Below are 13,604 nucleotides of genomic sequence, written 5' to 3' on the forward strand. Positions count from 1 at the left end.
GACCCCGAACCACAGGGGAGAAGCTGATGTTCACCGAAGTCCAGATCCTCATCGCCCGCCTCCGCGCCGAGCTGGAACGGCTCCATGATGACGATGGCGGCTACTCGACCGAAGCGGTCGTGGTCACGGCTGCCCTGGTTCTGATGGCGATCGCGGTCATCGCGATCATCGTCGCCAAGGTCACCGAGAAGGCCAACGGCATCAACCTGTAAGCAGGTGACCACGATGGCTCGAAGCAGCACCAGATCATCAACGTGCGCACGCCCATACACGGCACGCATGTGCTCCGCTCTGCGTCGGCTGCGCAACGATCAGCGTGGCGCCGGCACGGTCGAACTCGTCATCGCCACACCCGTGCTGCTTCTGTTGATTCTGCTCATCGCCCAATTCGCCTTGTACATGCACGCCACCCACATCGCCCAAGCCGCCGCATCCGAAGCACTGTCCGCGGCGCGAGTATTCGGTGGCAGCGCCGCAGCAGGAAGCGCCGAAGGGCAACGCATACTCACACAACTGGGAAGCGGCCCGCTACAAGAAAGTTCGGTCAACGTCCAGCGGGGAGGTACCCAAGCCTCGGTCACGATCACGGGAACCACGACCAGCGTGATCCCCTTCATGACGTTCACGGTCCACGCGGAAGCCGTAGGGCCCGTTGAGAAATTCGTCCCGCCGATCGGCACCGGGAACGCACCATGACCGCGGCATCCATGCTCCGCCGGCTGGCGCGCTCCGTGCGCGCCCGACTCAGCGTGTTTCGCCGCGACGAACGTGGTTCCGCGGCGACAGAGCTCACCCTACTCACCCCGCTGCTGATCCTGCTGCTGTTGTTCGTGGTGTTGTGCGGTCGCCTGGCCGAGACGAAGCTGCGGATCGACGACGTGGCCCATCAGGCCGCTCGCGCCGCCACCCTGGCCCGCACACCGTCACAGGCCACCGCGAACGCCCAGTCCACCGCCGACACAGCACTGGCCTCGGCTGGAATCTCCTGCCAGTCGCTGGCCGTCTCCACCGAGACCCAGGGGCTCAAACCCGGCTCGACGGTCACCGTCACAGTCTCCTGCAGCGTCGGCCTGAACGACCTGACCATGCTCGGCGTCCCAGGTTCCCGGACGTTCGAATCCAGTTTCTCCTCCCCGGTTGACGTGTGGCGCGGAACCAGCTCGCTCACGCAGGCAGGAGGTACAGGATGACCTGCCCAGCACCGTCGCGCCGCCAGGCGCTGGACCGGCTGCACACCGACCAGGACGGCCGGGTCACCGCGTTCGTCGTCATCATCGTCACCGCGATCCTGCTGTTCGCCGGCCTCGTGCTCGACGGTGGCCTCGCTCTCGCCGCCAAGATCCGCGCCCTGGGCGAAGCCCAGGAAGCCGCTCGGGCCGGCGCCCAGGAGATCGACCTGGCGGCCTATCGCACCGACGGCACCCTGCGCCTGGCGCCATACCAGGCCAGCGCCGCCGCACGTGACTACCTTGCCGCCGCGGGCCGCACCGGCAGCGTGTCCGTAGCCGGCAACACGGTCAACGTGACCGTCACGGTCAGCCAATCAACACAACTGCTCGGGCTTGTCGGCATCGACTCGATCACCGTCACCGGAACCGGACAAGCCCAGCCGCAGCGCGGAATCTCCGGAGCGATCCCGTGACCACACTCCGCCGCCCGAACCCGGTGCGGCGCCAACCATGAAGGAGACCACGATGGCCACACCCGACGAGATCGAACGCCGTGTCGAAGACAACGACGCCGCCCGCAGCGCGAAACGAGCCGCCGCAGCGAAGCGGGTCGGCGAACTCGCGCAGCGCCGGGCCGACGTCGCCGATCAACTCGCCGACATCGAGCGAGAACTCGGCGATGTCCTCGCCGAATCCACTGATGTGATCGGCACCGACGAACTGGCGAAGTTCACCGACATCCCGCTCGCCGACCTCAACCAATGGCTCGACGGTCGGAAGACCACCCGCACCAAGCGCAAGAAGTCCACAGGTGGCCGTGCCGCCGCGAAGAACAGCCCGAACCACGGATCACCCCCGGCGAAGACACCGACGGTGCCTGAGCCGGCCACGCCTCGATCTGTCGCCACGGACGCGCCCGCGCGTGTTCACGCGGAAGTGACCTGACGTCGCTAGGCCGTTTCTGGCCGGGCGGGCACGCATCGAGGCCATCAACCTGTACCGCCAACAAAGTGAGCACGCCGTGACCGCACATCCACACCACACTCGCCGGAAACTGACCCCCAGCACGAACCGCCACGCCGTGCGGGCGGTGGCCAACATGCTCCGGTTCGTCGGTCGAGTCCTGCGCGGCCTGCTCGCCGCCGTCGTCCTGCTCACTCTCGTGGCCGGCCTGCCCTGGGCCCTGGTGCACTTCGTCGGCTGGCCCCTGCCCGACCACGTGCCGAGCTGGGAGGAGATCCAAGCAACACTGCTCAACCCGATGAGCGCGCAGTTCCTGCTCGACAGCTTGGCGGTGCTGTGCTGGATCGTCTGGTTCTTCTTCGCCCTCGACGTGCTGCGCTGCATCGTCGACGCGGTGCGCGGGATCACCTGGCCGCAGGTCCGCCCACCTGGCCCGCTCCACGGGCTCGCCGCGGCGTTGATCGGCACCATCGTGCTGACCCTGCTCGGCAACCGGCCCCCATACACCGCGCCTACCCCCACCACTGCCGCGCTGGCCAGCAATCTCGCGCCGGTCGCCGTGGTCGCGCCGCTGACGCCCGGCCCGGCCGCGTACACGACGACCCAGCACGCGACCGTCACGCACCAGACCACCACCATGGTGATCGACCGAGCAGCGCCGGCCCCAGCTGGCATGGTCCAGGTCACCGAGGAAGTCCGGCTCCCGCACGATGGGATCTACGACAGCCTGTGGCGGGTCGCTGAGCGCATCTACGGCCCCGGTGGCGGCAGCCGCTGGCCGGAACTGTTCCAGCTCAACCGCGGCGTCGAGCAGCCCGACGGCCGGACGCTCACCAACCCCAACCTGGTGCGGCCCGGCTGGAAGATCGCCGCCTACATTCCCGCACCACCCGATCTGCGTCCGCCCGACACACCACAGCAGCCGCCGGTCCCACCGCCTCAGCCGCCACCGACAACCACCGCTCCCACCGCGCCACCGTCGACCCAACCCGCGCCCAACATCACACCGGCCCCGGCCGAGGCCGACCATTCCGGTGAGCAGACCAGCAACCAGGCCGAACCGGGGTTGGATCTGCTGACCGGCGCGTTCGTGAGCCTCGGCCTAGCCGGAGTGATCACCGCGGCCGTGATGTCGGCCCGGATATGGCGGCGCCGCCGCTACCGCATCGGCAGCGGTGACCGCGCCGACCTGCACCGCCCGATCGCCCCGGTGGTCCGCTCCCTGCGCACCGCACACGACGACCACGACGCCGACCAACGCTCTGCCGAGGACGTGGAGTTCGTCGACCTCGCGCCCGCGCCGCCGCGGATCCACATCACCGCGGCCGGCGACCTCGAGCCCGACGACGAACCGACGCCCGTTCCAGCGCGAGTCGGCACACGCGGTGGCGGCGAACTCGCCGTGAACCTCGCCAGCACCCGAGGACTCGGCCTGGCCGGTCCCGGAGCCACGGCCGCCGCCCGCGCACTCCTGCTCCACCTGCTCGCCGAACAACAGCCAGGGGTCGGCGTGTGCGTGCTCATCCCCGCCGACGACCTGCACCTCGTCTTCGACAGCACCGAGGTCGAGAGCCTGCCCTCCACCGTCCGAGTGGTCGAATCCCTCGACGCCGCCCTCAACGAGATGGAGGCGGCGTTGCTCACCCGCACCCGCCACGCCATCGAGGAGACCGGGACCCCGCCGACCGCCACCTCACTCGTGCTGCTCGGCAGCCCGGCGCCGCATGCCGAACGGCGACTGCAGGCCGTGCTCGACAACGGCTCCACCCTGGGACTGGCCGGCATCCTGCTCGGCCAGTGGCGACCCGGCGCGACCGTCCGCGTCCGACACGACGGCACCGTCGGCGCCACCAGCCCCGGCCCCGGCGATGCCCTCGCCGGCGCGCGCCTGTTCACCCTGCCCGCCACCGACACCACCGAGTTGCTCGCCGTGCTCCGCGACGCCGAAGGCCCCGCCGACCTCCCGCCGCTCGACCACCCGAGCGCTACCGGTGACAAGGAGCAAGCAGCTCTCGCGGACCACCGCTCGGACGTTCCCGACGTTGCGCACCCCTCGTCCGTACCCGAGCAACGCACGGTCGAGGAGATGACGCGACTCGAAACGACCCGACCGCCGGAACCGGAGCACAGCCAGCAGGCCCCGAGCCTGCAACTGCTCGACGCCCACCCCGAATCGGTCGACACCCCGCCCGCGACCGGGACACCGATCCCGGCGGCCGACCTAGTCGAGGACGACAGGTCACCTACGGACGTGGCCTCGAACCCGGACGCTGTCGAGCCGGTTGACGACCCGTCACCGCATTCCCCGGAGCCGTCGGATCGCAACGAAGCCGCCAAGGCCATGCCTCGGCGATCATTTGTCCTGCGTGTGCTGGGGCGTATCGACCTGGTGCTGCATCACGATGGCGATGCGCGGGAACTCGGTGGCGCACTGACACCGAAGCACCGCGAGATACTCGCCTACCTCGCGCTGCATCCCCAGGGTGTGCGCCGCGAGGCCCTCAACGACGCCATCTGGCCCGACAGCCGGCCCCCGCGCCCGTTCAACAGCCTGCACAACGCGCTTTCGCTGCTGCGCCGCGCCCTGGACAACGCCACCGACGGTGCCATCAGCGACCTGATCCTCAACGACGACGGCCGCTACCACCTCGACACCGACCTGGTCACCACGGACTACCAGCGGCTCCAGTACGCCCTGCAGACGCCACGCTCAGCCGGTGGCGGTGACAAAGCCCTGGCCCCGCTGCGCGAGGCCGTCGAGCTCTACCAGGGCGACCTCGCCGAGGACCTCACCGCGCCGTGGGTCGAACCGTTCCGCGAGTCCATCCGCCGCGACGTCCTCGACGCCCTCGGCGTGCTGATCCGCGCCCACGGTGAGAGCGACCCGGAAACCATGCTCGTGCTGCTGGAACGCACCCGGAAGCTCGACCGGTACAACGAAGGCGTCTACCGCGACATCATCCGCATCCAGGCCCGCCTGGGCCAGTACGACGCCATCCCACGCACCCTCGCGGTGCTCGCCACCGCCCTGGATGACATCGGTCAGGAAACCAGCAGCGAGACCCGCAACCTCGCAGAGTTCCTCCAACGGCGCGACAGCACGCGGCGGTCCGCATCACCAGACAACGCCGCGGCCAGCTAACCGGGCCCGTGGGTTCTAGTCGACGAGTCGTCAACTGGAGACTCGCTCTCGCCGTGCGGTTGGCGTCGGCGGCGCTTCTTCGCGGCTTGCGCCTTCTGCAGGCGCTCGATCAGATCGAGGTGTTCTTCCGCCCAGTCGATGAGCGGGCGTGCCCTGATCAGCAGGTCCTCGGCCGCGGGCGTGAGCGAGTACACCACCGATCGTGGAAACACCGCCTCCACGTGTCGCAGGACCAGCCCCGCCGTCTCCAGACGCCGTAACGTCCGCCCCAAGGACCTGCCCTGAATCGGATGGTCCGAGCCTGTCCATGGATCAAACGTAGTCGCCGCCTGGATGGCGGCGTGCAGATCGTTGTAATGCAACGGCCCCGCGCTCAACACCACCAGAATATGCGAAATCCAATCCCCGTCCAGCAGGTGTCGGAGATCCCTCGCCCGCTCCAGGTACCTAACGTCCCCCGTTACCATTGATACACTCCATGCTCAACTGGTAAGGGCTCGCCTACACCCCGCCCCCGCGGCGTAGACAAGCCTTGACATTCAAAAATGCGAATCGCCTCCATTCTGGCCAGAGTGCGCATATAATCCGGTCGTCCCCGGTGATCCCTGGTGATCACCGTCAAGGATCATCAACGTTACGCTGAACGGGCTAGGCGACGCAGCGTATTTCTACTCAGGACGAGCGAGTACAACCACATTAGGTGACATGGTAGTAGATTAATATTACTTACAGTGAGCATTGTAGGGTCTCACCGCGCACGACATGTCGATCTTGCGTGACCTGGGTGTTCCTGGCTTTCTTACGGCCTTGTCACCCATGATCAGTCTCAAGTTCCTGGCATTTTCTCGCGAGGGCGAGATCAGGTGGCTTTCCCGAGTCGCCCGAGTACACCACGCTGAGCCCCGAGCCCGAGGACTACCGGCGAGCGAGAGTCAGCTCGCCGAGTTGCTGGGCACTGCCAGCTTGGAACGCTTCCACCGGCGAGCGTCTGCGACCCTGAGGACGTCCACCGGTCTAACTGGAGCATGGGGACGCCTACTACGAGGTCGACTTCCGGCAGTTCCTGGAGTCCCGTTGAGTCATCTCAATCCCTCCCGTGGCACGCTCTCCTCGCGTCTCCCGCACGTACACACTGCTCGACTTGGCCTGCTGCTGGGCGAGCTGCACGCCTCGCCGATCGCCGGACAAGGCCTTTGCTCGTAGCCGTCGGCCGGGATCGACCTTGTCAGTCTGCCCGGTGCCGGTGACATCCGTGCTCGGAGACGAGCAGAATTCGAGAGGCTTACCTGAGCCATCGTCCAACACGCCCCACAATTGAAGCGTTGATGCGTGGATCGTGTACGATACTGAAGTTACGTCCTGGTCGAGCTGTGGCCATGGACACCTGCTTCAGGAGGGCCACCCATGGTTCCAGACTCACCCGCCGATGCTCTCGGCTCTCATGCGCCCGGCCTGCGCGACTTGCTCGTTGAGATCGTACGGGCGCGGCACGGTCTCGCGGCCGAGGCGCACGTGGTCTCCGAGTCCAGGTACGCGATGGGGTTCGGCAGCCAGTGGCGGGACCTGCTGGACGACACCAGTCAAACACTGAAGGACCGGGGTTTCCGGTCCGTCAAGCTGGCCCCCGGCGGACACGAGGTCCCAGTAGTCAACGACAGCCTGGTGTACGTCTGGCGCGTGGCGAACACCCCGAAGGCGGTGAGCGAGTTCGCGTCGAGCCCGACCCGGAAGAACGGCTTCACGACCGCTCCCCTCGACCCGACGCTGTGGGAGCCCAGCCTGTCCGGCGAGTCTGAGCCCGTCCAGGACGCCACAGAGGAGAGCGAGCTCGGTCCCGTGCTTAGGGCGGTCGGCGACACGATGCCGCTGGTACTGGTCATGGTCGAGTCGACGCCGCGGCAGCTTCAGTCGATCAAGTGGGCCGTCGCGGTGCTCGACGGCGACGGCAAGGTCAAGCTGCGTGGGCAGGAGTGCATCTGGGAGCTGGAGCTCGCCGCCGATGACGCCGCATCCGACGTCGAGTCGTTCGACAGCGGTGTGCCGGTCGCGCCGGTCGTGGAGCTCCAGAAGCAAAAGGACCGGACGCCGACCGATGGGTGAAGACGGCCAAGGCATGTTCGAGGTCCCGACCGGCGGGACGGGTCGATTCGAGCCGGCACGGCTGACCCAGGCCCGGGTCCGCCTCGGTGTGAGCAAAACCGACCTGGCTGCAGAGGTCGGTGTCTCTGCGGCAGCGATCGGCCAGTACGAGGCCGGCGTGAACTCGCCGCGGCCCGAGGTGCTCGATCGGCTGGCGACCTCTTTGAAAGTCCGCCCGGGGTTCTTCGGCGTTGGCCGCCCGCTCGCGCGCATCGACACCCTGAACGCACACTTCCGCAGCCTGAGGTCAGCCCGCGTCAGCGACCGCCAGAAGGCGTTGGCCACTGCGGCGCTTGTGTGGGAGCTGACCTTCGCGCTAGAGCGGTACGTCAAGCTGCCCGACGCGGATCTCCCGGTCCTCGCCGCGGGCGCGACGCCCTCCGAGGCTGCCGCGACGCTCCGCGCGCACTGGGGGTTGCCGGACGGTCCGGTGAAGCACTTGGTCGCCACGGCCGAGTCCCGCGGCATCGTCGTCGCCGTACGGCCGTTGCGCGAGATCGAAGCTGTCGACGCGTTCTCCGCTGTCATCGTCGACAGGCCGATTATTATCACCACGCCCCGCCGAAGCGAGAATGTCTTCAGGCACAGGTTTTCGACCGCGCACGAGATCGGCCACCTCCTACTGCATCGCGACCCCACCGCCCACAGCGCTGCGGTTGAGAAGGAGGCCGACGAGTTCGCAGCCGCATTTCTGACGCCGGCAGCTGCCATGGACGCGGTGCTGCCGCAGCGGCTGGACCTGGCGGCTCTGGACCGGCTCGGGCGGACATGGGGCGTCTCGCCGAAGTCGCTCGTCCGCCGGATGGTCGAGCGCGGGCGCACCACCGAGTCGTCGGCGCGGCGGGCCTACCAGCGCCTGGCCATGATCGACGACCCTCGGGCCGACCCGACGAGCGCGTACCTGGGGGAGACGCCGTCGCTCCTGAAGAAGGCTGCGGAGCTGGCAAGCGACCACGGTGTGGGGGTTTCTGCACTCGCTGAGGTGCTGAAGCTCAGCGCCGCGGAAGTCCGTGACCTGCTTGGTGATGCCGACCAGCGCCCAGTCCTGCGCCTGGTCGGTGGCGGGGATTGACTGCCATGGCGTCGGTTCAGCAGCAGGTGCAGAGCGTTGACGGGGTCATCTGCCAGAACATCGCCAGTCTCGGTGACGATCGCGGTTTTCTGTCGCAGAACCTTCTCTCTCAGCTCCGGAACATGATCGAGGGGCTCATGGTCTGGGCGTACCTCGACGACCCCTCTGCTGAGTTCCACTACGACCAGGTGGGGCCTGCGCTGGTCGAGGCCAAAGCGAAGGCGAAGTTCCGCTTGCTGAGCAGGTTCCACAACCTGCTCCAGGCCAGTGTCTCGCACTACACGCTGGACGGCGACCCGTCCGAGCGGCTGATGCTCAAGTACTACGAGTACCTGCTTCGCACCCGCGACCTCGCGCTGAAGCAGTTCGGCATCAGGATTCTCGGCAATCTCGAGCTGTTCCCCGCAGACCTCGATCCGTCGCTCCGGGAGTACCACGAGAAGATCGCGGAGCGCATCGAGGCAGCCCGCACGACGCAGACCGAGCGCCGTCGCGGGCGCTACTACATCCATAGTTCGCGGCCCTTCTTCTCCGGCGGGCGGATCTACTACGAGGTCACCTTCTCGGTGGCCCACAACTGGACGAGTAAGTTCGACCGCACGATCGCGTTCACCGACATCGACATGACCGACAGGTACGCGGCCTACCTGGACCTGTCGAGCGAATCGATCACGGTGCTGGGGCGGACCATGCCGATCTTGGTCATCCTTTCGTGGGAAGTCTCGATACGTCCCTGCGAATTTGACAACTACGCGCGGTTCTTCGGACTGCCGAAGGGGGTTCAGTCGAGCCACGCCGAGTACCGCAACCTGATGCAGTACCTGACGGAGACCCGGTCCAGCCTGCTCGACCTCGTCGACATGACCGACGCGAGCTACAACCAGATCCGCAGCTGGGCTCTCGGTGACTCGCGGCGGACCGCGCTGATCTTCCCTGCGCTCGACCAGGCCCGGGCGCTCATCCGCTCGAGCCGGCCGGGGTCCCGCGTGCTGCGATACCTGATGCTCCAGATGCGCAATCAGTGGATCAAGGCCCAGTACGAGCCCACGCCGAACAGGTGGCTGTCAGGGCTCCGGCTCACGTCGCGGAGCAGCCCCTTCGACACGATGCCGTTCTGCACCGCTCCCCGCGGTCACGTCCCGCGCTTCGCGGATCTTGCAGAGAGCCTTGATGCAACCGGCCGCGAGCACGAGCTGCTGGCGCGCCGCGTGAGGAACAACGTCGAGCAGCACGGCGCGATCTACACACCGGCTGCGGAGTGCGAAGACCTCGGCGCCGTCGACACGCTGATCCAGAAGCACAACCAGCTGCTCCCGCCGACCGACCAGCACGCGCCGCGGAAGCTCACCCACGCCAACGGGCACGTCTTCATCGTCGGGTACGAGGACGACACCGTCGCGATCATCGAGAAGCTGCAGGCGATCGCGGGCGAGGGCATCGAAGGGCACGCCGACAGCGTCCAGGAGTGGCTGGACGCGAACCCGGGCGAGGTCGACGACGACCTGAAGGCCGGGGCACTGAAGGCGCTGTTCACGCGTTCGAAGGTCGCGCTCGTCTACGGGTCGGCCGGGACCGGGAAGTCCACCATGGTGGATCACATCGCCAACTACTTCTCGGGCGAGCGGAAGCTCTTCCTCGCGCACACCAACCCGGCTGTCGACAACCTCAGGCGGCGGGTGCATGCACCGAATTCCGACTTCAGCACGATCACCAGTCACATCAACACGAGCGAGTCAACAGGCTCGAGCTACGACGTTGTTGTGATCGACGAGTGCAGCTTCGTGGACAACGCGAACCTGCTGAAGGTACTCAACAGCACCACGTTCGAGCTGCTGGTGCTCGTCGGTGACGTCTACCAGATCGAGTCGATCCAGTTCGGCAACTGGTTCAACCTCGCCCGCTCATACGTCCCCAAGGAGTCAGTCTTCGAGCTGACCAAGCCCTGGCGGACGGAAGACGGAGCACTACTCGCCTTATGGGACCGGGTGCGGAACCTGGACGACCGGATCGAGGAGTCGCTCTCCAAAAACGGCTACTCGAAAACGCTGGGCGATGCGCTCTTCCTGCGCGAGAGCGACGACGAGATCGTGCTGTGCCTGAACTACGACGGGCTCTACGGCATCAACAACGTCAACCGGTTCCTGCAGGCGAGCAACCCGAGCCCTGCCGCGACCTGGGGCGAGGCGACCTACAAGGTCGGTGACCCGGTGCTGTTCAACGAGACCGAGCGCTTCCGGCCGGTCATCTTCAACAACCTGAAAGGCAGGGTCACCGGCATCGACCGCGTGCCCGGTCGCATCACGTTCGACGTCGACCTCGAACGTGAGGTCACCGAGGGCGATCTGTTCGGTACCGACCTGCGGTGGGTCGAGGGCTCGGTAGTCCAGTTCGATGTCTTCGAGCGCCTGAACTCGGACGCCGATGACGACGACGTCAACACGCTGGTGCCCTTCCAGATCGCCTACGCCGTGTCGATTCACAAGGCACAGGGCTTGGAATACGATTCGGTCAAGGTGGTCATGACGGACGCCAACGAGGAGCGGATCTCCCACAGCATCTTCTATACGGCGATCACGCGGGCCAGGCGTCGGCTTGGTGTCTTCTGGACGCCGGAGACGCAGCAGCGGATCCTGAGCCGGCTGGCGGTGCACGAGAGGACGAAGGACGAGAACTTGCTGAAGGCGCGCCGGGGTGTCATTCCTGTTGAGTCCCGGCCGAGGCGGCAGAAGGAGCGTCTCCGGCCGTAGTGGGTGCGCCGGGATCTGCTGTCCAGGTGACTTACCCGACGACGGTCCCGTCCAGCTACCTGTTAGAGCGGTAGCCCCTCGAAGCCGCGTAACGCCTGGTCAACCTGCCCGTAAGCCCTACCAATGCTGCGCCCGACTCGGCGGCCGGCAGGCACGTGAACAGTCGATATGGGTGGGGGTCACCTGCCGTTCTTCCTGACTCCGTGGTCGCCTTGACTACGGCGGTCATCACCCTTCGCGGCCCACTTCCCGCCGATCGAGCTCGCTCGCCGAGCTTCTCCGCGCGCCCCCACTCGTGACCATCCCAGAGCCACCCTCCTGCACGGCCGCACGACAACTCCGCCCAAATTCGGCAATGTGCATAAAATCTGACCTCAATTGTCGCCAATGCTTGCCAATCGCCCATTTTCAATATGCGATCGACATTTATATCATTACCCTAAAACAGCCCGGCTTGAATTGCATGGCGTGACATTTTCGTGTCGAACATTCCGCAATTCTAGTTTCGCCATCCCAAACTCAGAAGCGCCATCAAACGAGCTGTCGGGCCTCCGCCGTGCCGGTCGCGTCCGCTGGGGCCTCCGCCGTGCCGGTCGCGTCCGCTGGGGCCTCCGCCGTGCCGGTCGCGTCCGCTGGGGCCTCCGCCGTGCCGGTCGCGTCCGCTGGGGCCTCCGCCGTGCCGGTCGCGTCCGCTGGGGCCTCCGCCGTGCCGGTCGCGTCCGCTGGGGCCTCCGCCGTGCCGGTCGCGTCCGCTGGGGCCTCCGCCGTGCCGGTCGCGTCCGCTGGGGCCTCCGCCGTGCCGGTCGCGTCCGCTGGGGCCTCCGCCGTGCCGGTCGCGTCCGCTGGGGCCTCCGCCGTGCCGGTCGCGTCCGCTGGGGCCTCCGCCGTGCCGGTCGCGTCCGCTGGGGCCTCCGCCGTGCCGGTCGCGTCCGCTGGGGCCTCCGCCGTGCCGGTCGCGTCCGCTGGGGCCTCCGCCGTGCCGGTCGCGTCCGCTGGGGCCTCCGCCGTGCCGGTCGCGTCCGCTGGGGCCTCCGCCGTGCCGGTCGCGTCCGCTGGGGCCTCCGCCGTGCCGGTCGCTCGCTTCGCTCGCTTCCCTATGCAGCCGTGCGTTGCTGGCACGCATTCCGCTTGACCAGCACTCTCACAAGATCAGGTCACAGCCCGGTAACGACAGAAGCAACCCTCTTGCAGGTTGTCCTATTTAGATGTCTACTAGTCACGTTAAAAGGACAGTCACCGAGGAGGCGGCGAGGACCAGGGCACGGCGTCCCGCTACTCGTCGGCGACTTCGGATCAGATCAGGTCGGCGTGCCAGTTCGTGGTGCGGGCGAGGTGCCGGTAGCCGACCCACTCCTGGGGGATGCGGCGTCGTCCGGCGAGCAGCCGGACGGCGGCATCATGGTGTTGGACGGGAAGCCACCCGGCCAGCTGGCGTGCACGGCCCGCGTTCACGGCCCTGTCGGCGGCTCGCCAGCTCCGGCCGATCGCGAACAACTCCGCGTAGAGATTCACTGCGGGGTTGACCGGCGGCAAGCCGCCCGCGCGCGCGGTGCGCCGGGCGGAATCTGGAATACGCAGGCCGGACAGGTCGACGTCCCCGAAGTAACGGATCCGGCGGATCTCGTGGTTGTCGGTGATCGACCGGATCGACGACATGAAGCTCGCACCCAGACCCCAGGCGATGTGCCCGACGTTGTGCCGCGCGGGCAAGGTCTTCACGATCGACCACCAGGTGGCGCTGTTCTCGACGACGAGCAGCAGGTCGCCGTCGCCGACCCGGGTGAGCTGGTTGGGTACCGCCTCTTCGAGCGGCTGTTTGCTCAGCAGCGGTGGCGGGGTCGCCACAGCGCACAGCAGGCGTAGGAGACGTTCTCGATCACCGAACAATGGCCCGCTGCGAATTTCGTCAAGAACCTTCTCGGGTGAGTCGTAGTCCTGCTCGCTGCCATACCTCCCGAAGATCTCCAGCGAGCGTTCCCGCAGCGGTACCTCGGTGGTGTCTGGGTTACCCATCAGCCACCGGTTGATCGCCACGTACCGGACGCGCTGATGGTCCGTGGCAGCCGGCCAGGCATCCTCCAGGTCGTACAGCGACCGGTGCCACCGAGGCATCGGGGGCACGGCCTTCGGAGCCATCACGACCGTCGGCACAATTTTGATCTTCTGCGGCAGTTCCACCCTTTCGAAGTCGGTGGCCCTCCCCAGCACGATCTGCCCGCGGTCGGAGAGGATCGACAACGTCGCCTGCAGCGTGGCCGCGATCCCGCCGTCACCCTCGCGGTGCTCGAAGACAGCGCCGAAGCACCGACGCACCTCGTCGATCTGCACCACCTTGTGCGTGGTGCCGCGCCAGGTCCCGGCCCAGTCGAGCA

At 67.1% G+C, this 13,604-nt stretch carries 12 protein-coding genes; 9 read left to right on the plus strand and 3 right to left on the minus strand.

Features of this window, described 5'->3' with window-relative positions:
* Positions 1-26 precede the first annotated feature (26 nt).
* The 6 genes from KOI47_RS28825 to KOI47_RS28850 all read left to right on the plus strand — a co-directional run bounded on the left by KOI47_RS28825 (position 27) and on the right by KOI47_RS28850 (position 5,274).
* Positions 27-212, plus strand: a complete 186-nt coding sequence (locus tag KOI47_RS28825; RefSeq protein WP_142000646.1) for a hypothetical protein — start codon at positions 27-29, stop codon at positions 210-212.
* 67 nt (positions 213-279) lie between these two features.
* On the plus strand, positions 280-696 hold the full coding sequence (locus KOI47_RS28830) for a TadE/TadG family type IV pilus assembly protein (RefSeq protein WP_142000645.1): 417 nt from the start codon (positions 280-282) through the stop codon (positions 694-696).
* Positions 693-1,190 (plus strand): TadE/TadG family type IV pilus assembly protein, encoded by a 498-nt coding sequence (locus tag KOI47_RS28835; protein ID WP_232376325.1) that lies wholly within the window; start codon positions 693-695, stop codon positions 1,188-1,190. Before KOI47_RS28830 ends, KOI47_RS28835 begins: the two co-directional genes overlap by 4 nt.
* The gene (locus KOI47_RS28840) at positions 1,187-1,642 is read left to right on the plus strand and encodes a TadE/TadG family type IV pilus assembly protein (RefSeq protein ID WP_216209742.1); all 456 of its coding nucleotides are present in this window, start codon (positions 1,187-1,189) and stop codon (positions 1,640-1,642) included. The genes KOI47_RS28835 and KOI47_RS28840 overlap by 4 nt, the downstream gene beginning before the upstream one ends.
* Positions 1,643-1,694: 52 nt before the next feature.
* Positions 1,695-2,114, plus strand: coding sequence for a hypothetical protein (locus tag KOI47_RS28845; protein ID WP_216209744.1), 420 nt, complete (start codon positions 1,695-1,697; stop codon positions 2,112-2,114).
* 76 nt (positions 2,115-2,190) lie between these two features.
* Entirely contained in the window at positions 2,191-5,274 is a 3,084-nt protein-coding gene (locus KOI47_RS28850) for a BTAD domain-containing putative transcriptional regulator (RefSeq protein ID WP_216209746.1), read from the plus strand.
* On the opposite strand, the gene KOI47_RS28855 is transcribed toward KOI47_RS28850, so the two are convergent.
* Complete coding sequence (locus KOI47_RS28855; protein WP_216209748.1) at positions 5,271-5,741, minus strand: winged helix-turn-helix transcriptional regulator; 471 nt, start codon at positions 5,739-5,741, stop codon at positions 5,271-5,273. The two genes, KOI47_RS28850 and KOI47_RS28855, sit on opposite strands and share 4 nt — an antisense overlap.
* Before the next feature lie 994 nt (positions 5,742-6,735).
* Between KOI47_RS28855 and KOI47_RS28860 the strand changes: the two genes are divergently transcribed.
* The 3 genes from KOI47_RS28860 to KOI47_RS28870 are packed head-to-tail and all read left to right on the plus strand — an operon-like array spanning position 6,736 to position 11,232.
* Positions 6,736-7,374, plus strand: a complete 639-nt coding sequence (locus KOI47_RS28860; RefSeq protein ID WP_232376326.1) for a hypothetical protein — start codon at positions 6,736-6,738, stop codon at positions 7,372-7,374.
* On the plus strand, positions 7,367-8,485 hold the full coding sequence (locus KOI47_RS28865; protein WP_216209753.1) for a helix-turn-helix domain-containing protein: 1,119 nt from the start codon (positions 7,367-7,369) through the stop codon (positions 8,483-8,485). Before KOI47_RS28860 ends, KOI47_RS28865 begins: the two co-directional genes overlap by 8 nt.
* A gap of 5 nt (positions 8,486-8,490) precedes the next feature.
* A complete protein-coding gene (locus KOI47_RS28870) occupies positions 8,491-11,232 on the plus strand; it encodes an ATP-dependent DNA helicase (RefSeq protein WP_232376327.1) in 2,742 nt (913 codons plus the stop codon).
* A 531-nt stretch (positions 11,233-11,763) separates the two neighbouring features.
* On the opposite strand, the gene KOI47_RS28875 is transcribed toward KOI47_RS28870, so the two are convergent.
* Positions 11,764-12,351: a hypothetical protein gene (locus KOI47_RS28875; protein ID WP_216209755.1), complete on the minus strand. Its 588-nt coding sequence runs from the start codon at positions 12,349-12,351 to the stop codon at positions 11,764-11,766.
* Between the two features lie 174 nt (positions 12,352-12,525).
* Positions 12,526-13,560: a Wadjet anti-phage system protein JetD domain-containing protein gene (locus tag KOI47_RS28880; protein ID WP_232376328.1), complete on the minus strand. Its 1,035-nt coding sequence runs from the start codon at positions 13,558-13,560 to the stop codon at positions 12,526-12,528.
* Positions 13,561-13,604: the final 44 nt, after the last annotated feature.

Origin of the sequence: Amycolatopsis aidingensis (assembly GCF_018885265.1) — a bacterium.
GTDB classification, from domain to species: Bacteria; Actinomycetota; Actinomycetes; order Mycobacteriales; family Pseudonocardiaceae; genus Amycolatopsis; species Amycolatopsis aidingensis.